The sequence below is a fragment of the Shigella sp. FC1661 genome, assembly GCF_001712525.1.
GTDB classification, from domain to species: Bacteria; Pseudomonadota; Gammaproteobacteria; order Enterobacterales; family Enterobacteriaceae; genus Escherichia; species Escherichia coli.
The window spans coordinates 1-19,704 of sequence record NZ_MDGW01000077.1 but is presented as its reverse complement, the minus strand read 5'-3'; the positions used below and the strand labels follow the sequence as shown (position 1 = coordinate 19,704).

The window sequence follows — 19,704 nt, the reverse complement described above, 5'->3', positions numbered from 1 at the left end:
AATCAGCATTACTCAGAAAATTAACGTTACAGCAGTATACGGAAAAAAAGCATGTTACAGGTATACCTAGTCCGCCACGGTGAAACGCAGTGGAACGCCGAGCGACGTATTCAGGGCCAGTCTGACAGCCCGCTGACCGCCAAAGGTGAGCAACAGGCGATGCAGGTGGCAACCCGTGCCAAAGAGCTTGGCATTACGCATATTATCAGTAGCGATTTAGGACGCACCCGGCGTACGGCGGAAATCATCGCCCAGGCCTGCGGCTGTGACATCATCTTTGATTCTCGCCTGCGTGAATTAAACATGGGTGTGCTGGAAAAAAGACATATCGATTCTCTGACCGAAGAAGAAGAGAACTGGCGTCGGCAGCTGGTCAATGGCACCGTTGACGGGCGTATTCCTGAAGGCGAGTCAATGCAGGAGCTCAGCGATCGCGTCAATGCGGCACTGGAATCTTGCCGGGACTTACCGCAGGGAAGCCGACCGCTGCTGGTGAGCCATGGTATTGCACTGGGATGTCTGGTGAGTACGATTCTCGGATTACCAGCATGGGCAGCGCGCCGCTTACGTCTGCGTAACTGTTCTATTTCGCGCGTGGATTATCAGGAAAGCCTGTGGCTGGCGTCTGGCTGGGTCGTTGAAACCGCAGGGGACATCTCGCATCTGGACGCCCCTGCATTAGATGAGCTGCAGCGTTAACGGCGGATAGGAATCAGCAGTTCACAGCGCAGATTAATTGGGCGATCTCCCGCTTTGGCGTCTTCTGCCGGGTAGTATCGCTCAATATCCTGACCTTTACGGCGCGTCAGGTTGAGCATTGGCATGCACGTTCCGTATACCGTCAGGATAAACTCCTGCACGCCGGTTCCCAGACCTTCATAGGTAAACATCACATATTCGCCGCCCTGCAGCATCACCGGATGCCCCGTCAGTACATAGCCATCTGCCTGATCCTGGGCTAACGCGGTGGTATAGAATACCTCTTGTTCGTCGTCTTTATCCTGACTCGGACGCGTTTCATTCAGGCCGTAGAGCACTGGCGGAATGGTCGGCGCGTTGCCGAGAAAATCGTGCCAGAACTGATAACGCATTTCATGGCGGAAATCAGAGATTTGCTCCAGCGAACAGGAGTAGCTCTGGGTAACACCAATCAGCGGCGTATCTTCCAGGGTGACAAATTTGTGCTCTGGCATTGTGAATTCACCCAGACGTAGCGGCGGGCGAATACCAAAGGCGCTCCATTCAGGAGAACGGCGGTAAAGTGCAGGAGTCTGGGCAAACTGCTTCTTGAATGCGCGGGTAAATGTCTGTTGAGAGTCGAAGCGGTATTGCAGCGCGATGTCCAGAATCGGACGCGCAGTCAGGCGTAGTGCGACCGCCGATTTCGACAAACGACGAGCACGAATATACGCGCCAATAGCATGGCCAGTGACATCTTTAAACATTCTCTGTAAGTGCCACTTGGAATAACCTGCTTTCGCCGCTACATTGTCGAGCGACAGGGGCTGATCCAGATGACCTTCCAGCCAGATTAAAAGGTCGCGAATAATGCCGGCCTGATCCATAAAATATCCTCATCCTTTCAACAACGAGCACCTGACATCAGGTAATTGGATAATAGCATTTTTTGCTGTTTTAGCATTCAGTGTTTTTTTCTTAGTAGAGTATGTTTTAGGGCTTGACGGAAATAAAAGTATTGAGATTTTGTTCTTAATCAATATGTTATTTACCGTGACGAACTAATTGCTCGTGTAATAGATAAAAATGGTAACAATATGAAATACAAGCATTTGATCCTGTCTTTAAGCCTGATAATGCTGGGGCCATTGGCTCATGCAGAAGAGATTGGTTCGGTCGACACCGTATTTAAAATGATCGGCCCGGATCACAAAATTGTTGTGGAAGCCTTTGACGATCCCGATGTGAAAAATGTCACCTGTTATGTGAGCCGGGCGAAAACAGGTGGTATTAAAGGGGGATTGGGTCTGGCGGAAGATACCTCCGATGCGGCTATTTCTTGTCAGCAAGTCGGGCCGATTGAACTGTCGGATCGTATTAAAAACGGCAAAGCTCAGGGCGAGGTAGTATTCAAAAAACGCACGTCCCTGGTCTTTAAGTCGTTACAGGTCGTGCGCTTTTATGACGCCAAACGCAACGCGCTCGCTTATCTGGCTTACTCCGACAAAGTTGTAGAAGGTTCGCCGAAAAACGCGATTAGCGCGGTTCCTGTCATGCCGTGGCGGCAATAACAGAGGCGATTTATACAACGGGAAACGGTCTGGTTAGTGGAAGATGAGCAAGGGATAGCCGACACGCTGGTCTACATGTTGCAGCAGGAAGGTTTTGCCGTCGAGGTCTTTGAGCGAGGCTTGCCGGTGCTGGATAAAGCTCGCCAGCTGGTTCCCGACGTCATGATTCTCGACGTTGGTTTGCCTGATATCAGCGGCTTTGAATTGTGCAGCCAGTTACTGGCGCTCCATCCGGCGTTACCTGTACTGTTCCTGACGGCCCGAAGTGAAGAGGTCGATCGCCTGCTTGGGCTGGAAATTGGCGCTGACGACTATGTGGCTAAACCGTTTTCACCCCGCGAAGTGTGCGCCAGGGTGCGCACCTTACTGCGTCGGGTGAAGAAGTTCTCGTCGCCGTCTCCCGTCATCCGTATTGGTCATTTTGAATTGAATGAACCCGCGGCGCAGATCAGCTGGTTTGACACGCCATTAACGCTGACGCGGTATGAGTTTTTATTGCTGAAGACGTTACTCAAGTCGCCAGGCCGCGTCTGGTCCCGCCAGCAACTGATGGATAGCGTGTGGGAAGATGCGCAGGACACCTACGATCGCACCGTTGATACCCACATTAAAACGTTGCATGCCAAGCTGCGTGCCATCAACCCCGATCTTTCACCGATTAATACTCATCGCGGCATGGGATATAGCCTGAGGGGCCTGTAATGCGTATCGGCATGCGGTTGCTGCTGGGCTATTTTTTACTGGTGGCGGTGGCGGCCTGGTTCGTACTGGCTATTTTTGTCAAAGAAGTTAAACCGGGCGTGCGAAGAGCAACGGAGGGGACGTTGATCGACACCGCAACGTTGCTGGCGGAGCTGGCGCGTCCCGATTTGCTCTCTGGGGACCCAACGCATGGGCAACTGGCGCAGGCGTTTAATCAGCTACAACATCGTCCGTTTCGCGCCAATATCGGTGGCATTAACAAAGTGCGCAATGAATATCATGTCTATATGACCGATTCGCAGGGTAAAGTATTGTTCGATTCGGCAAATAAAGCCGTTGGGCAGGATTATTCGCGCTGGAATGACGTCTGGCTAACGTTGCGTGGTCAGTATGGTGCGCGCAGCACGTTGCAAAATCCTGCCGATCCCGAAAGTTCGGTGATGTATGTTGCCGCGCCGATTATGGACGGCTCGCGGCTTATTGGCGTTTTGAGCGTAGGCAAACCGAACGCGGCGATGGCTCCGGTCATTAAGCGTAGCGAGCGGCGAATTTTATGGGCCAGCGCCATTTTGCTGGGGATTGCACTGGTGATTGGCGCAGGCATGGTTTGGTGGATCAACCGCTCCATTGCCCGGCTCACTCGCTATGCCGATTCCGTCACTGACAATAAGCCCGTTCCTCTTCCTGAACTCGGCAGTAGCGAGTTGCGTAAGCTTGCGCAGGCGCTGGAAAGTATGCGCGTGAAGCTGGAAGGGAAAAACTATATTGAGCAGTATGTTTATGCGTTAACCCATGAGCTAAAAAGCCCACTGGCGGCGATTCGTGGCGCGGCGGAAATTTTACGCGAAGGTCCGCCACCGGAAGTGGTGGCTCGTTTTACCGACAACATTCTGACGCAAAATGCGCGTATGCAGGCATTGGTAGAAACGTTACTACGCCAGGCAAGACTGGAGAATCGTCAGGAAGTCGTTCTGACTGTTGTTGATGTGGCGGCATTATTTCGCCGCGTCAGCGAAGCGCGCACCGTGCAGTTGGCAGAAAAAAACATCACTCTACATGTTATGCCCACTGAGGTTAATGTTGCTGCTGAACCGGCGTTACTGGAGCAGGCGCTGGGGAATTTACTGGATAACGCCATCGATTTTACCCCCGAGAGCGGTCGCATAACGCTAAGCGCCGAAGTGGATCAGGAACACGTCGCCCTTAAGGTGCTGGATACCGGTAGTGGTATTCCTGACTACGCGCTGTCACGTATTTTTGAACGCTTTTACTCTTTGCCGCGTGCAAATGGGCAAAAAAGCAGCGGTCTGGGGTTGGCGTTCGTCAGTGAGGTCGCCCGTTTGTTTAACGGCGAAGTCACGCTGCGCAACGTGCAGGAAGGTGGCGTGCTGGCCTCGCTTCGACTTCACCGTCACTTCACATAGCTTCAAATTCTTCCCACATAGCCTTCGTATCCTGCTGCCATTGCAAAGGAGAAGACTATGTTGAAATCCCCCCTGTTCTGGAAAATGACCACCTTGTTTGGTGCAGTATTGCTGTTGTTGATTCCGATAATGCTGATTCGGCAAGTGATTGTCGAACGTGCCGATTACCGTAGCGATGTGGAAGATGCGATTCGCCAAAGTACCAGCGGGCCGCAAAAACTCGTTAGGCCGCTTATCGCTATTCCTGTGACCGAGCTTTATACGGTGCAGGAAGAGGATAAAACCGTGGAGCGGAAACGAAGTTTTATCCATTTTTGGTTACCTGAGTCATTGATGGTTGATGGCAATCAGAACGTGGAAGAACGCAAGATAGGGATTTATACCGGTCAGGTCTGGCACAGTGATTTAACGCTAAAAGCCGATTTCGATGTTTCGCGTCTTAGCGAGCTCAACGCGCCAAATATCATCTTAGGCAAGCCCTTTATTGTGATTAGCGTCGGGGATGCGCGTGGTATTGGTGTGGTGAAAGCGCCTGAAGTTAACGGAACGGCACTGACCATTGAACCCGGTACCGGGTTAGAGCAAGGCGGGCAGGGCGTGCATATCCCTTTACCCGAAGGGGACTGGCGGAAGCAGAACCTGCAGCTGAATATGGCACTGAATTTAAGCGGTACCGGCGATCTTTCTGTGGTGCCTGCCGGGCGTAATAGCGAAATGACCTTAACCAGCAACTGGCCGCATCCCAGTTTTTTAGGTGATTTTCTACCAGCCAAACGGGAAGTTAGCGAGTCAGGTTTTCAGGCGCAATGGCAAAGCAGCTGGTTTGCTAATAATCTCGGTGAGCGTTTTGCTTCAGGCAATGATACCGGCTGGGAAAACTTCCCCGCGTTTAGCGTCGCAGTGACGACGCCAGCCGATCAATACCAATTAACGGACCGGGCGACTAAGTACGCCATTCTGCTGATTGCACTGACTTTTATGGCGTTCTTTGTTTTTGAAACGCTCACCGCGCAACGTTTACACCCAATGCAATATTTGCTGGTGGGGCTTTCATTGGTGATGTTTTATTTGCTCTTGCTGGCGCTTTCTGAACATATCGGTTTTACCGTGGCATGGATAATCGCCAGTCTGATTGGGGCGTTAATGAACGGTATTTATTTGCAGGCGGTATTGAAAGGTTGGCGCAACAGCATGTTGTTTACCCTCGCGCTGTTGTTGCTGGATGGTGTGATGTGGGGACTGCTCAACTCTGCCGATAGCGCGCTGTTGTTGGGAACCAGTGTGCTGGTGGTGGCGCTGGCCGGCATGATGTTTGTGACTCGTAATATCGACTGGTATGCGTTTTCACTGCCGAAAATGAAAGCCAGTAAAGAAGTTACAATGGACGATCAATTACGTATCTGGAAATAAGGTTGAAAAATAAAAACGCGCTAAAAAGCGCCGTTTTTTTTGACGGTGGTAAAGCCGATTAATCTTCCAGATCACCACAGAAGCGATAACCTTCACCGTGGATGGTGGCGATGATTTCCGGCGTATCCGGCGTAGATTCGAAATGTTTACGAATACGGCGGATCGTCACGTCTACAGTACGGTCGTGTGGTTTCAGCTCACGGCCGGTCATTTTCTTCAGCAGTTCAGCACGAGACTGAATTTTGCCTGGGTTTTCACAGAAGTGAAGCATGGCGCGGAACTCGCTGCGCGGCAGCTTGTACTGCTCGCCATCAGGGCTGATCAACGAACGGCTGTTGATGTCCAGTTCCCAACCATTGAACTTGTAGCTTTCAACGCTACGACGTTCTTCGCTGACAGTACCCAGATTCATGGTACGGGACAGCAGGTTGCGTGCACGAATCGTCAGTTCACGCGGGTTGAACGGTTTGGTGATGTAGTCATCTGCACCGATTTCGAGGCCGAGAATTTTATCGACTTCGTTGTCACGGCCAGTCAGGAACATCAACGCAACATTCGCCTGCTCGCGCAGTTCACGCGCTAACAGAAGACCGTTCTTACCCGGCAGATTGATATCCATGATCACCAGGTTGATGTCATATTCAGAGAGGATCTGATGCATTTCCGCGCCATCTGTCGCTTCGAAAACATCATAGCCTTCCGCTTCGAAAATACTTTTCAACGCGTTGCGTGTTACCAACTCGTCTTCAACGATAAGAATGTGCGGGGTCTGCATGTTTGCTACCTAAATTGCCAACTAAATCGAAACAGGAAGTACAAAAGTCCCTGACCTGCCTGATGCATGCTGCAAATTAACATGATCGGCGTAACATGACTAAAGTACGTAATTGCGTTCTTGATGCACTTTCCATCAACGTCAACAACATCATTAGCTTGGTCGTGGGTACTTTCCCTCAGGACCCGACAGTGTCAAAAACGGCTGTCATCCTAACCATTTTAACAGCAACATAACAGGCTAAGAGGGGCCGGACACCCAATAAAACTACGCTTCGTTGACATATATCAAGTTCAATTGTAGCACGTTAACAGTTTGATGAAATCATCGTATCTAAATGCTAGCTTTCGTCACATTATTTTAATAATCCAACTAGTTGCATCATACAACTAATAAACGTGGTGAATCCAATTGTCGAGATTTATTTTTTATAAAATTATCCTAAGTAAACAGAAGGATATGTAGCATTTTTTAACAATTCAACCGTTAGTACAGTCAGGAAATAGTTTAGCCTTTTTTAAGATAAGTAAAGGGCTTTTTCTGCGACTTACGTTAAGAATTTGTAAATTCGCACCGCGTAATAAGTTGACAGTGATCACCCTGTTCGCGGTCATTTGGTCAAGAAGAGTGGCAATATGCGTATAACGATTATTCTGGTCGCACCCGCCAGAGCAGAAAATATTGGGGCAGCGGCGCGGGCAATGAAAACGATGGGTTTTAGCGAACTGCGGATTGTCGATAGTCAGGCACATCTGGAGCCAGCCACTCGCTGGGTCGCACATGGATCTGGTGATATTATTGATAATATTAAAGTTTTTCCGACACTGGTTGAATCGTTACACGATGTCGATTTCACTGTCGCCACCACTGCGCGCAGTCGGGCGAAATATCATTACTACGCCACGCCAGTAGAACTGGTGCTGCTGTTAGAGGAAAAATCTTCATGGATGAGCCATGCCGCGCTGGTGTTTGGTCGCGAAGATTCCGGGCTGACTAACGAAGAGTTAGCGTTGGCTGACGTTCTTACTGGTGTGCCGATGGTGGCGGATTATCCTTCGCTCAATCTGGGGCAGGCGGTGATGGTCTATTGCTATCAATTAGCAACATTAATACAACAACCGACGAAAAGTGACACAACGGCAGACCAACATCAACTGCAAGCTTTACGCGAACGAGTCATGGCATTGCTGACGACTCTGGCAGTGGCAGATGACATAAAACTGGTCGACTGGTTACAACAACGCCTGGGGCTTTTAGAGCAACGAGACACGGCAATGTTGCACCGTTTGCTGCATGATATTGAAAAAAATATCACCAAATAAAAAACGCCTTAGTAAGTATTTTTCAGCTTTTCATTCTGACTGCAACGGGCAATATGTCTCTGTGTGGATTAAAAAAAGAGTGTCTGATAGCAGTTTCTGAACTGGTTACCTGCCGTGAGTAAATTAAAATTTTATTGACTTAGGTCACTAAATACTTTAACCAATATAGGCATAGCGCACAGACAGATAAAAATTACAGAGTACACAACATCCATGAAACGCATTAGCACCACCATTACCACCACCATCACCATTACCACAGGTAACGGTGCGGGCTGACGCGTACAGGAAACACAGAAAAAAGCCCGCACCTGACAGTGCGGGCTTTTTTTTCGACCAAAGGTAACGAGGTAACAACCATGCGAGTGTTGAAGTTCGGCGGTACATCAGTGGCAAATGCAGAACGTTTTCTGCGTGTTGCCGATATTCTGGAAAGCAATGCCAGGCAGGGGCAGGTGGCCACCGTCCTCTCTGCCCCCGCCAAAATCACCAACCACCTGGTGGCGATGATTGAAAAAACCATTAGCGGCCAGGATGCTTTACCCAATATCAGCGATGCCGAACGTATTTTTGCCGAACTTTTGACGGGACTCGCCGCCGCCCAGCCGGGGTTCCCGCTGGCGCAATTGAAAACTTTCGTCGATCAGGAATTTGCCCAAATAAAACATGTCCTGCATGGCATTAGTTTGTTGGGGCAGTGCCCGGATAGCATCAACGCTGCGCTGATTTGCCGTGGCGAGAAAATGTCGATCGCCATTATGGCCGGCGTGTTAGAAGCGCGTGGTCACAACGTTACCGTTATCGATCCGGTCGAAAAACTGCTGGCAGTGGGGCATTACCTCGAATCTACCGTCGATATTGCTGAGTCCACCCGCCGTATTGCGGCAAGCCGCATTCCGGCTGATCACATGGTGTTGATGGCAGGTTTCACCTCCGGTAATGAAAAAGGCGAACTGGTGGTACTTGGACGTAACGGTTCCGACTACTCCGCGGCGGTGCTGGCTGCCTGTTTACGCGCCGATTGTTGCGAGATTTGGACGGACGTTGACGGGGTCTATACCTGCGACCCGCGTCAGGTGCCCGATGCGAGGTTGTTGAAGTCGATGTCCTACCAGGAAGCGATGGAGCTTTCCTACTTCGGCGCTAAAGTTCTTCACCCCCGCACCATTACCCCCATCGCCCAGTTCCAGATCCCTTGCCTGATTAAAAATACCGGAAATCCTCAAGCACCAGGTACGCTCATTGGTGCCAGCCGTGATGAAGACGAATTACCGGTCAAAGGCATTTCCAATCTGAATAATATGGCAATGTTCAGCGTTTCTGGTCCGGGGATGAAAGGAATGGTCGGCATGGCGGCGCGCGTCTTTGCTGCAATGTCACGCGCCCGTATTTCCGTGGTGCTGATTACGCAATCATCTTCCGAATACAGTATCAGTTTCTGCGTTCCACAAAGCGACTGTGTGCGAGCTGAACGGGCAATGCAGGAAGAGTTCTACCTGGAACTGAAAGAAGGCTTACTGGAGCCGCTGGCGGTGACGGAACGGCTGGCCATTATCTCGGTGGTAGGTGATGGTATGCGCACCTTGCGTGGGATCTCGGCGAAATTCTTTGCCGCGCTGGCCCGCGCCAATATCAACATTGTCGCCATTGCTCAGGGATCTTCTGAACGCTCAATCTCTGTCGTGGTAAATAACGATGATGCGACCACTGGCGTGCGCGTTACTCATCAGATGCTGTTCAATACCGATCAGGTTATCGAAGTGTTTGTGATTGGCGTCGGTGGCGTTGGCGGTGCGCTGCTGGAGCAACTGAAGCGTCAACAAAGCTGGCTGAAGAATAAACATATCGACTTACGTGTCTGCGGTGTTGCCAACTCGAAGGCACTGCTCACCAATGTGCATGGCCTAAATCTGGAAAACTGGCAGGAAGAACTGGCGCAAGCCAAAGAGCCGTTTAATCTCGGGCGCTTAATTCGCCTCGTGAAAGAATATCATCTGCTGAACCCGGTCATTGTTGACTGCACCTCCAGCCAGGCAGTGGCGGATCAATATGCCGACTTCTTGCGCGAAGGTTTCCACGTTGTCACGCCGAACAAAAAGGCCAACACCTCGTCGATGGATTACTACCATCTGTTGCGTCATGCGGCGGAAAAATCGCGGCGTAAATTCCTCTATGACACCAACGTTGGGGCTGGATTACCGGTTATTGAGAACCTGCAAAATCTGCTCAATGCTGGTGATGAATTGATGAAGTTCTCCGGCATTCTTTCAGGTTCGCTTTCTTATATCTTCGGCAAGTTAGACGAAGGCATGAGTTTCTCCGAGGCGACTACTCTGGCGCGGGAAATGGGTTATACCGAACCGGATCCGCGAGATGATCTTTCTGGTATGGATGTAGCGCGTAAGCTATTGATTCTCGCTCGTGAAACGGGACGTGAACTGGAGCTGGCGGATATTGAAATTGAACCTGTGCTGCCCGCAGAGTTTAACGCTGAGGGTGATGTTGCCGCTTTTATGGCGAATCTGTCACAGCTCGACGATCTCTTTGCCGCGCGCGTGGCGAAGGCCCGTGATGAAGGAAAAGTTTTGCGCTATGTTGGCAATATTGATGAAGATGGTGCCTGCCGCGTGAAGATTGCCGAAGTGGATGGTAATGATCCGCTGTTCAAAGTGAAAAATGGCGAAAACGCCCTGGCCTTTTATAGCCACTATTATCAGCCGCTGCCGTTGGTGCTGCGCGGATATGGTGCGGGCAATGACGTTACAGCTGCCGGTGTCTTTGCCGATCTGCTACGTACCCTCTCATGGAAGTTAGGAGTCTGACATGGTTAAAGTTTATGCCCCGGCTTCCAGTGCCAATATGAGCGTCGGGTTTGATGTGCTCGGGGCGGCGGTGACACCTGTTGATGGTGCATTGCTCGGAGATGTAGTCACGGTTGAGGCGGCAGAGACATTCAGTCTCAACAACCTCGGACGCTTTGCCGATAAGCTGCCGTCAGAACCACGGGAAAATATCGTTTATCAGTGCTGGGAGCGTTTTTGCCAGGAGCTTGGCAAGCAAATTCCAGTGGCGATGACTCTGGAAAAGAATATGCCAATCGGTTCGGGCTTAGGCTCCAGCGCCTGTTCGGTGGTCGCGGCGCTGATGGCGATGAATGAACACTGTGGCAAGCCGCTTAATGACACTCGTTTGCTGGCTTTGATGGGCGAGCTGGAAGGACGAATCTCCGGCAGCATTCATTACGACAACGTGGCACCGTGTTTTCTTGGTGGTATGCAGTTGATGATCGAAGAAAACGACATTATCAGCCAGCAAGTGCCAGGGTTTGATGAGTGGCTGTGGGTGCTGGCGTATCCGGGGATTAAAGTCTCAACGGCAGAAGCCAGGGCTATTTTACCGGCGCAGTATCGCCGCCAGGATTGCATTGCGCACGGGCGACATCTGGCTGGCTTCATTCACGCCTGCTATTCCCGTCAGCCTGAGCTTGCCGCGAAGCTGATGAAAGATGTTATCGCTGAACCCTACCGTGAACGGTTACTGCCTGGCTTCCGGCAGGCGCGGCAGGCGGTTGCGGAAATCGGCGCGGTAGCGAGCGGTATCTCCGGCTCCGGCCCGACCTTGTTCGCTCTGTGTGACAAGCCGGATACCGCCCAGCGCGTTGCCGACTGGTTGGGTAAGAACTACCTGCAAAATCAGGAAGGTTTTGTTCATATTTGCCGGCTGGATACGGCGGGCGCACGAGTACTGGAAAACTAAATGAAACTCTACAATCTGAAAGATCACAATGAGCGGGTCAGCTTTGCGCAAGCCGTAACCCAGGGGTTGGGCAAAAATCAGGGGCTGTTTTTTCCGCACGACCTGCCGGAATTCAGCCTGACTGAAATTGATGAGATGCTGAAGCTGGATTTTGTCACCCGCAGTGCGAAGATCCTCTCGGCGTTTATTGGTGATGAAATCCCGCAGGAAATCCTGGAAGAGCGCGTGCGCGCGGCGTTTGCCTTCCCGGCTCCGGTCGCCAATGTTGAAAGCGATGTCGGTTGTCTGGAATTGTTCCACGGGCCAACGCTGGCATTTAAAGATTTCGGCGGTCGCTTTATGGCACAAATGCTGACCCATATTGCGGGCGATAAGCCAGTGACCATTCTGACCGCGACCTCCGGTGATACCGGAGCGGCAGTGGCTCATGCTTTCTACGGTTTACCGAATGTGAAAGTGGTTATCCTCTATCCACGAGGCAAAATCAGTCCACTGCAAGAAAAACTGTTCTGTACATTGGGCGGCAATATCGAAACTGTTGCCATCGACGGCGATTTCGATGCCTGTCAGGCGCTGGTGAAGCAGGCGTTTGATGATGAAGAGCTGAAAGTGGCGCTGGGGTTAAACTCAGCTAACTCGATTAACATCAGCCGTTTGCTGGCGCAGATTTGCTACTACTTTGAAGCAGTTGCGCAGCTGCCGCAGGAAGCGCGCAACCAGCTGGTTGTCTCGGTGCCAAGCGGAAACTTCGGCGATTTGACGGCGGGTCTGCTGGCGAAGTCACTCGGTCTGCCGGTGAAACGTTTTATTGCTGCGACCAACGTGAACGATACCGTGCCACGTTTCCTGCACGACGGTCAGTGGTCACCCAAAGCGACTCAGGCGACGTTATCCAACGCGATGGACGTGAGTCAGCCGAACAACTGGCCGCGTGTGGAAGAGTTGTTCCGCCGCAAAATCTGGCAACTGAAAGAGCTGGGTTATGCAGCCGTGGATGATGAAACCACGCAACAGACAATGCGTGAGTTAAAAGAACTGGGCTACACCTCGGAGCCGCACGCTGCCGTAGCGTATCGTGCGCTGCGTGACCAGTTGAATCCAGGCGAATATGGCTTGTTCCTCGGCACCGCGCATCCGGCGAAATTTAAAGAGAGCGTGGAAGCGATTCTCGGTGAAACGTTGGATCTGCCAAAAGAGCTGGCAGAACGTGCTGATTTACCCTTGCTTTCACATAATCTGCCCGCCGATTTTGCTGCGTTGCGTAAATTGATGATGAATCATCAGTAAAATCTATTCATTATCTCAATCAGGCCGGGTTTGCTTTTATGCAGCCCGGCTTTTTTATGACGAAATTATGGAGAAAAACGACAGGGAAAAAGGAGAAATTCTCAATAAATGCGGTAACTTAGAGATTAGGATTGCGGAGAATAACAACCGTCGTTCTCATCGCATAATCTCCGGATATCGACCCATAACGGGCAATGATAAAAGGAGTAACCTGTGAAAAAGATGCAATCTATCGTACTCGCACTTTCCCTAGTTCTGGTCGCTCCCATGGCAGCACAGGCTGCGGAAATTACGTTAGTCCCGTCAGTAAAATTACAAATAGGCGATCGTGATAATCGTGGCTATTACTGGGATGGAGGTCACTGGCGCGACCACGGCTGGTGGAAACAACATTATGAATGGCGAGGCAATCGCTGGCACCCACACGGACCGCCGCCACCGCCGCGCCACCATAAGAAAGCTCCTCATGATCATCACGGCGGTCATGGTCCAGGCAAACATCACCGCTAAATGACAAATGCCGGGTAACAATCCGGCATTCAGCGCCTGATGCGACGCTGGCGCGTCTTATCAGGCCTACGTGAATTCTGCAATATATTGAATCTGCATGCTTTTGTAGGCCGGATAAGGCGTTCACGCCGCATCCGGCATTGACTGCAAACTTAACGCTGCTCGTAGCGTTTAAACACCAGTTCGCCATTGCTGGAGGAAGCTTCATCAAAGAAGTAACCTTCGCTATTAAAACCAGTCAGTTGCTCTGGTTTGGTCAGCCGATTTTCAATAATGAAACGACTCATCAGACCGCGTGCTTTCTTAGCGTAGAAGCTGATGATCTTAAATTTGCCGTTCTTCTCATCGAGGAACACCGGCTTGATAATCTCGGCATTCAATTTCTTCGGCTTCACCGATTTAAAATACTCATCTGACGCCAGATTAATCACCACATTATCGCCTTGTGCTGCGAGCGCCTCGTTCAGCTTGTTGGTGATGATATCTCCCCAGAATTGATACAGATCTTTCCCTCGGGCATTCTCAAGACGGATCCCCATTTCCAGACGATAAGGCTGCATTAAATCGAGCGGGCGCAGTACGCCATACAAGCCGGAAAGCATTCGCAAATGCTGTTGGGCAAAATCGAAATCGTCTTCGCTGAAGGTTTCGGCCTGCAAGCCGGTGTAGACATCACCTTTAAACGCCAGAATCGCCTGGCGGGCATTCGCCGGCGTGAAATCTGGCTGCCAGTCATGAAAGCGAGCGGCGTTGATACCCGCCAGTTTGTCGCTGATGCGCATCAGCGTGCTAATCTGCGGAGGCGTCAGTTTCCGCGCTTCATGGATCAACTGCTGGGAATTGTCTAACAGCTCCGGCAGCGTATAGCGCGTGGTGGTCAACGGGCTTTGGTAATCAAGCGTTTTCGCAGGTGAAATAAGAATCAGCATATCCAGTCCTTGCAGGAAATTTATGCCGACTTTAGCAAAAAAAGAGAATGAGTTGATCGATAGTTGTGATTACTCCTGCGAAACATCATCCCACGCGTCCGGAGAAAGCTGGCGACCGATATCCGGATAACGCAACGGATCAAACACCGGGCGCACGCCGAGTTTACGCTGGCGTAGATAATCACTGGCAATGGTATGAACCACAGGCGAGAGCAGTAAAATGGCGGTCAAATTGGTAATAGCCATGCAGGCCATTATGATATCTGCCAGTTGCCACATCAGCGGAAGGCTTAGCAAGGTGCCGCCGATGACCGTTGCGAAGGTGCAGATCCGCAAACACCAGATCGCTTTAGGGGTGTTCAGGCGTAAAAAGAAGAGATTGTTTTCGGCATAAATGTAGTTGGCAACGATGGAGCTGAAGGCAAACAGAATAACCACGAGGGTAACAAACTCAGCACCCCAGGAACCCATTAGCACCCGCATCGCCTTCTGGATAAGCTGAATACCTTCCAGCGGCATGTAGGTTGTGTCGTTACCCGCCAGTAATATCAGCATGGCGCTTGCCGTACAGATGACCAGGGTGTCGATAAAAATGCCAATCATCTGGACAATCCCTTGCGCTGCCGGATGCGGAGGCCAGGACGCCGCTGCCGCTGCCGCGTTTGGCGTCGAACCCATTCCCGCCTCATTGGAAAACATACTGCGCTGAAAACCGTTAGTAATCGCCTGGCTTAAGGTATATCCCGCCGCGCCGCCTGCCGCTTCCTGCCAGCCAAAAGCACTCTCAAAAATAGACCAAATGACGTGGGGAAGTTGCCCGATATTTATTACGCAAATCACCATGCTGGTCAGCACCCAGATTATCGCCATCAACGGGACAAACCCCTGCATGAGCCGGGCGACGCCATGAAGACCGCGAGTGATTGCCAGCAGAGCAAAGACAGCGAGAATAATGCCTGTCACCAGCGGGGGAAAATCAAAAGAAAAACTCAGGGCTCGGGCAACGGCGTTCGCCTGAACTCCGCTGAAAATTATGCCGTAGGCGATGAGCAAAAAGACGGCGAACAGAACGCCCATCCAACGCATCCCCAGCCCGCGCGCCATATACCATGCCGGTCCGCCACGAAACTGCCCATTGACGTCACGTTCTTTATAAAGTTGTGCAAGGGAACATTCGGCAAACGAGGTCGCCATGCCGATAAACGCGGCAACCCACATCCAAAAGACGGCTCTAGGTCCACCGGCGGTAATAGCCAGCGCAACGCCGGCCAGGTTGCCGCTACCCACGCGCGCCGCAAGACTGGTACACAATGACTGAAATGAGGTTAAACCGCCTGGCTGTGGATGAATGCTATTTTTAAGACTTTTGCCAAACTGGCGGATGTAGCGAAACTGCACAAATCCGGTGCGAAAAGTGAACCAACAACCTGCGCCGAAGAGCAGGTAAATCATTACCGATCCCCAAAGGACGCTGTTAATAAAGGAGAAAAAATCTGGCATGCATATCCCTCTTATTGCCGGTCGCGATGACTTTCCTGTGTAAACGTTACCAATTGTTTAAGAAGTATATACGCTACGAGGTACTTGATAACTTCTGCGTAGCATACATGAGGTTTTGTATAAAAATGGCGGGCGATATCAACGCAGTGTCAGAAATCCGAAACAGTCTCGCCTGGCGATAACCGTCTTGTCGGCGGTTGCGCTGACGTTGCGTCGTGATATCATCAGGGCAGACCGGTTACATCCCCCTAACAAGCTGTTTAAAGAGAAATACTATCATGACGGACAAATTGACCTCCCTTCGTCAGTACACCACCGTAGTGGCCGACACTGGGGACATCGCGGCAATGAAGCTGTATCAACCGCAGGATGCCACAACCAACCCTTCTCTCATTCTTAACGCAGCGCAGATTCCGGAATACCGTAAGTTGATTGATGATGCTGTCGCCTGGGCGAAACAGCAGAGCAACGATCGCGCGCAGCAGATCGTGGACGCGACCGACAAACTGGCAGTAAATATTGGTCTGGAAATCCTGAAACTGGTTCCGGGTCGTATCTCAACTGAAGTTGATGCGCGTCTTTCCTATGACACCGAAGCGTCAATTGCGAAAGCAAAACGCCTGATCAAACTCTACAACGATGCTGGTATTAGCAACGATCGTATTCTGATCAAACTGGCTTCTACCTGGCAGGGTATCCGTGCTGCAGAACAGCTGGAAAAAGAAGGCATCAACTGTAACCTGACCCTGCTGTTCTCCTTCGCTCAGGCTCGTGCTTGTGCGGAAGCAGGCGTGTTCCTGATCTCGCCATTTGTTGGCCGTATTCTTGACTGGTACAAAGCGAATACTGATAAGAAAGAGTACGCTCCGGCAGAAGATCCGGGCGTGGTTTCTGTATCTGAAATCTACCAGTACTACAAAGAGCACGGTTATGAAACCGTGGTTATGGGCGCAAGCTTCCGTAACATCGGCGAAATTCTGGAACTGGCAGGCTGCGACCGTCTTACCATCGCACCTACACTGCTGAAAGAGCTGGCTGAGAGCGAAGGGGCTATCGAACGTAAACTGTCTTACATCGGCGAAGTGAAAGCGCGTCCGGCGCGTATCACTGAGTCCGAGTTCCTGTGGCAGCACAACCAGGATCCAATGGCAGTAGATAAACTGGCGGAAGGTATCCGTAAGTTTGCTATTGACCAGGAAAAACTGGAAAAAATGATCGGCGATCTGCTGTAATCATTCTTAGCGTGACCGGGAAGTCGGTCACGCTACCTCTTCTGAAGCCTGTCTGTCACTCCCTTCGCAGTGTATCATTCTGTTTAACGAGACTGTTTAAACGGAAAAATCTTGATGAATACTTTACGTATTGGCTTAGTTTCCATCTCTGATCGCGCATCCAGCGGCGTTTATCAGGATAAAGGCATCCCTGCGCTGGAAGAATGGCTGACATCGGCGCTAACCACGCCGTTTGAACTGGAAACCCGCTTAATCCCCGATGAGCAGGCGATCATCGAGCAAACGTTGTGTGAGCTAGTGGATGAAATGAGTTGCCATCTGGTGCTCACCACGGGCGGAACTGGCCCGGCGCGTCGTGACGTAACGCCCGATGCGACGCTGGCAGTAGCGGACCGCGAGATGCCTGGCTTTGGTGAACAGATGCGCCAGATAAGCCTGCATTTTGTACCAACTGCGATCCTTTCGCGTCAGGTTGGTGTGATTCGCAAACAGGCGCTGATCCTTAACTTACCCGGTCAGCCGAAGTCTATTAAAGAGACGCTGGAAGGTGTGAAGGACGCTGCGGGTAACGTTGTGGTACACGGTATTTTTGCCAGCGTACCGTACTGCATTCAGTTGCTGGAAGGGCCATACGTTGAAACGGCACCAGAAGTGGTTGCTGCATTCAGACCGAAGAGTGCAAGACGCGACGTTAGCGAATAAAAAAATCCCCCCGAGCGGGGGGATCTCAAAACAATTAGTGGGATTCACCAATCGGCAGAACGGTGCGACCAAACTGCTCGTTCAGTACTTCACCCATCGCCAGATAGATTGCACTGGCACCACAGATCAGACCAATCCAGCCGGCAAAGTGGATGATTGCGGCGTTACCGGCAATGTTACCGATCGCCAGCAGGGCAAACAGCACAGTCAGGCTAAAGAAAACGAATTGCAGAACGCGTGCTCCTTTCAGCGTGCCGAAGAACATAAACAGCGTAAATACGCCCCACAGACCCAGGTAGACACCAAGGAACTGTGCATTTGGCGCATCGGTCAGACCCAGTTTCGGCATCAGCAGAATCGCAACCAGCGTCAGCCAGAAAGAACCGTAAGAGGTGAATGCGGTTAAACCGAAAGTGTTGCCTTTTTTGTACTCCAGCAGACCAGCAAAAATTTGCGCGATGCCGCTGTAGAAAATGCCCATGGCAAGAATAATACCGTCCAGAGCGAAATAACCCACGTTGTGCAGGTTAAGCAGAATGGTGGTCATGCCGAAGCCCATCAGGCCCAGCGGTGCCGGATTAGCCAACTTAGTGTTGCCCATAATTCCTCAAAAATCATCATCGAATGAATGGTGAAATAATTTCCCTGAATAACTGTAGTGTTTTCAGGGCGCGGCATAATAATCAGCCAGTGGGGCAGTGTCTACGATCTTTTGAGGGGAAAATGAAAATTTTCCCCGGTTTCCGGTATCAGACCTGAGTGGCGCTAACCATCCGGCGCAGGCAGGCGATTTGCAGTACGGCTGGAATCGTCACGCGATAGGCGCTGCCGCTGACCGCTTTAACCCCATTTAGTGCCGCACCTACAGGGCCTCCCAGCCCCGCGCCGCGCAGCAAACCATGCCCAAGTACGCTCATTGCTGCGTGGGTGCGTAAAATGCGGGTCAGTTGGCTGGAAAGCAAATGCGACACGCCTTTTGCCAATAATTTGTCTTTCATCAGCAGCGGCAGCAGCTCTTCCAGCTCATTCACCCTCGCATCGAACGCGTGCAGAAACTCCTGCTTATGTTCCTCGTCCATTTTCTTCCAGGTTTTACGCAGAAATTGTTCCAGTAACTGTTGCTCAATTTCAAACGTAGACATCTCTTTGTCGGCTTTCAGCTTCAATCGTTTTGAAACATCGAGCAAAATGGCCCGATACAATTTACCGTGTCCGCGCAGTTTGTTGGCGATACTATCGCCACCAAAATGCTGTAATTCTCCAGCAATCAGCTGCCAGTTGCGGCGATGTTGCTCGGGATGCCCCTCCATCGATTTAAACAGTTCGTTGCGCATCAGTACGCTGGAGAGGCGAGTTTTGCCTTTTTCATTATGGGTGAGCAATCGGGCGAAATTTGCCAACTGTTCCTCACTACAATGCTGAAGAAAATCCAGATCTGAATCATTCAGGTAATTAACATTCATTTTTTGTGGCTTCTATATTCTGGCGTTAGTCGTCGCCGATAATTTTCAGCGTGGCCATATCCGATGAGTTCACCGTATGACCGGAAAAGGTGATTTTTGAGACGCAGCGTTTATTGTCGTTATCACTGTTAATGTTGATCCAGTCAGTGGTTTGCCCTTCTTTTATTTCTGAAGGAATTGGATTTGCCCCTATATTTCCAGACATCTGTTATCACTTAACCCATTACAAGCCCGCTGCCGCAGATATTCCCGTGGCGAGCGATAACCCAGCGCACTATGCGGATGCCATTCGTTATAATGCTCGAACGCCTCTGCAAGGTTCTTTGCTGCCGTTAACCCGTCTGGTTTGGGCATGATACTGATGTAGTCACGCTTTATCGTTTTCACGAAGCTCTCTGCTATTCCGTTACTCTCCGGACTCCGCACCGCCGTGTTCTTCGGTT

21 protein-coding genes, 1 pseudogene and 1 other annotated feature are annotated in these 19,704 nt (G+C 51.0%); of the genes and pseudogenes, 14 read left to right on the top strand and 8 right to left on the bottom strand.

The features are described from left to right. The first annotated feature begins 51 nt into the window (after nucleotides 1–51). Nucleotides 52–699, top strand: a complete 648-nt coding sequence (gene gpmB / locus BFF42_RS05800) for a 2,3-diphosphoglycerate-dependent phosphoglycerate mutase GpmB (protein WP_000942342.1) — start codon at nucleotides 52–54, stop codon at nucleotides 697–699. On the opposite strand, the gene robA is transcribed toward gpmB, so the two are convergent. Beyond that, entirely contained in the window at nucleotides 696–1,565 is an 870-nt protein-coding gene (gene robA / locus BFF42_RS05795) for an MDR efflux pump AcrAB transcriptional activator RobA (protein ID WP_000371666.1), read from the bottom strand. The two genes, gpmB and robA, sit on opposite strands and share 4 nt — an antisense overlap. A gap of 210 nt (nucleotides 1,566–1,775) precedes the next feature. Here robA and creA point away from each other — a divergent pair, with 210 nt between their 5' ends. Genes creA through creD form a run of 4 tightly spaced genes read left to right on the top strand, consistent with a single transcriptional unit; the run spans nucleotide 1,776 to nucleotide 5,785 of the window. Further along, nucleotides 1,776–2,249 carry a protein CreA gene (gene creA, locus BFF42_RS05790; protein WP_000875487.1) on the top strand — a complete coding sequence of 158 codons (474 nt, stop codon included), beginning with the start codon at nucleotides 1,776–1,778 and terminating at the stop codon, nucleotides 2,247–2,249. A gap of 12 nt (nucleotides 2,250–2,261) precedes the next feature. Then, nucleotides 2,262–2,951: a two-component system response regulator CreB gene (creB, locus tag BFF42_RS05785; RefSeq protein WP_024258074.1), complete on the top strand. Its 690-nt coding sequence runs from the start codon at nucleotides 2,262–2,264 to the stop codon at nucleotides 2,949–2,951. After that, entirely contained in the window at nucleotides 2,951–4,375 is a 1,425-nt protein-coding gene (gene creC, locus BFF42_RS05780) for a two-component system sensor histidine kinase CreC (protein WP_001219614.1), read from the top strand. The genes creB and creC overlap by 1 nt, the downstream gene beginning before the upstream one ends. Nucleotides 4,376–4,432: 57 nt before the next feature. Next, entirely contained in the window at nucleotides 4,433–5,785 is a 1,353-nt protein-coding gene (gene creD, locus BFF42_RS05775) for a cell envelope integrity protein CreD (protein ID WP_039059803.1), read from the top strand. 58 nt (nucleotides 5,786–5,843) lie between these two features. On the opposite strand, the gene arcA is transcribed toward creD, so the two are convergent. Then, nucleotides 5,844–6,560, bottom strand: a complete 717-nt coding sequence (gene arcA / locus BFF42_RS05770) for a two-component system response regulator ArcA (RefSeq protein WP_001194353.1) — start codon at nucleotides 6,558–6,560, stop codon at nucleotides 5,844–5,846. A 95-nt stretch (nucleotides 6,561–6,655) separates the two neighbouring features. Between arcA and yjjY the strand changes: the two genes are divergently transcribed. The 7 genes from yjjY (at nucleotide 6,656) to BFF42_RS05735 (ending at nucleotide 13,435) form a co-directional block, all read left to right on the top strand. Next, nucleotides 6,656–6,796 carry a YjjY family protein gene (gene yjjY / locus BFF42_RS05765; RefSeq protein WP_001303782.1) on the top strand — a complete coding sequence of 47 codons (141 nt, stop codon included), beginning with the start codon at nucleotides 6,656–6,658 and terminating at the stop codon, nucleotides 6,794–6,796. Between the two features lie 399 nt (nucleotides 6,797–7,195). Then, on the top strand, nucleotides 7,196–7,882 hold the full coding sequence (locus BFF42_RS05760) for a tRNA/rRNA methyltransferase (RefSeq protein ID WP_001223173.1): 687 nt from the start codon (nucleotides 7,196–7,198) through the stop codon (nucleotides 7,880–7,882). 213 nt (nucleotides 7,883–8,095) lie between these two features. Next, nucleotides 8,096–8,161 (top strand): thr operon leader peptide, encoded by a 66-nt coding sequence (gene thrL / locus BFF42_RS05755; RefSeq protein WP_001386572.1) that lies wholly within the window; start codon nucleotides 8,096–8,098, stop codon nucleotides 8,159–8,161. Continuing rightward, nucleotides 8,097–8,216 (top strand) — a sequence feature (Thr leader region). (Overlaps the previous gene by 65 nt.) A gap of 25 nt (nucleotides 8,217–8,241) precedes the next feature. After that, nucleotides 8,242–10,704, top strand: a complete 2,463-nt coding sequence (gene thrA, locus BFF42_RS05750) for a bifunctional aspartate kinase/homoserine dehydrogenase I (RefSeq protein ID WP_001264722.1) — start codon at nucleotides 8,242–8,244, stop codon at nucleotides 10,702–10,704. A 1-nt stretch (nucleotide 10,705) separates the two neighbouring features. Continuing rightward, a complete protein-coding gene (gene thrB, locus BFF42_RS05745; RefSeq protein WP_000241660.1) occupies nucleotides 10,706–11,638 on the top strand; it encodes a homoserine kinase in 933 nt (310 codons plus the stop codon). Next, nucleotides 11,639–12,925 (top strand): threonine synthase, encoded by a 1,287-nt coding sequence (thrC, locus tag BFF42_RS05740; protein ID WP_000781112.1) that lies wholly within the window; start codon nucleotides 11,639–11,641, stop codon nucleotides 12,923–12,925. A gap of 213 nt (nucleotides 12,926–13,138) precedes the next feature. Further along, nucleotides 13,139–13,435, top strand: a complete 297-nt coding sequence (locus BFF42_RS05735) for a DUF2502 domain-containing protein (RefSeq protein WP_000738723.1) — start codon at nucleotides 13,139–13,141, stop codon at nucleotides 13,433–13,435. Between the two features lie 152 nt (nucleotides 13,436–13,587). Here the strand turns inward: BFF42_RS05735 and yaaA are convergent, their stop codons facing one another. Then, a complete protein-coding gene (gene yaaA, locus BFF42_RS05730) occupies nucleotides 13,588–14,364 on the bottom strand; it encodes a peroxide stress protein YaaA (protein ID WP_000906196.1) in 777 nt (258 codons plus the stop codon). Between the two features lie 69 nt (nucleotides 14,365–14,433). Beyond that, the gene (locus tag BFF42_RS05725; protein WP_001112613.1) at nucleotides 14,434–15,864 is read right to left on the bottom strand and encodes an alanine/glycine:cation symporter family protein; all 1,431 of its coding nucleotides are present in this window, start codon (nucleotides 15,862–15,864) and stop codon (nucleotides 14,434–14,436) included. 278 nt (nucleotides 15,865–16,142) lie between these two features. Here BFF42_RS05725 and tal point away from each other — a divergent pair, with 278 nt between their 5' ends. Together tal and mog are read left to right on the top strand one after the other, a co-directional pair. Beyond that, nucleotides 16,143–17,096: a transaldolase gene (gene tal, locus BFF42_RS05720; RefSeq protein ID WP_039059992.1), complete on the top strand. Its 954-nt coding sequence runs from the start codon at nucleotides 16,143–16,145 to the stop codon at nucleotides 17,094–17,096. Between the two features lie 114 nt (nucleotides 17,097–17,210). After that, complete coding sequence (mog, locus tag BFF42_RS05715) at nucleotides 17,211–17,798, top strand: molybdopterin adenylyltransferase (protein WP_001094682.1); 588 nt, start codon at nucleotides 17,211–17,213, stop codon at nucleotides 17,796–17,798. Between the two features lie 34 nt (nucleotides 17,799–17,832). Here the strand turns inward: mog and satP are convergent, their stop codons facing one another. The 4 genes and pseudogenes from satP to BFF42_RS05695 form a co-directional block, all read right to left on the bottom strand. Beyond that, nucleotides 17,833–18,399 (bottom strand): acetate uptake transporter, encoded by a 567-nt coding sequence (satP, locus tag BFF42_RS05710; RefSeq protein ID WP_000528548.1) that lies wholly within the window; start codon nucleotides 18,397–18,399, stop codon nucleotides 17,833–17,835. A gap of 148 nt (nucleotides 18,400–18,547) precedes the next feature. After that, complete coding sequence (gene msyB / locus BFF42_RS05705; protein WP_001102357.1) at nucleotides 18,548–19,261, bottom strand: acidic protein MsyB; 714 nt, start codon at nucleotides 19,259–19,261, stop codon at nucleotides 18,548–18,550. 25 nt (nucleotides 19,262–19,286) lie between these two features. Continuing rightward, nucleotides 19,287–19,439: pseudogene (locus tag BFF42_RS05700) on the bottom strand (YaaI family protein); the annotation flags it as partial. An 11-nt stretch (nucleotides 19,440–19,450) separates the two neighbouring features. Beyond that, a partial coding sequence (locus BFF42_RS05695; protein WP_024167457.1) for an integrase core domain-containing protein occupies nucleotides 19,451–19,704 on the bottom strand: 254 nt, incomplete at its 5' end.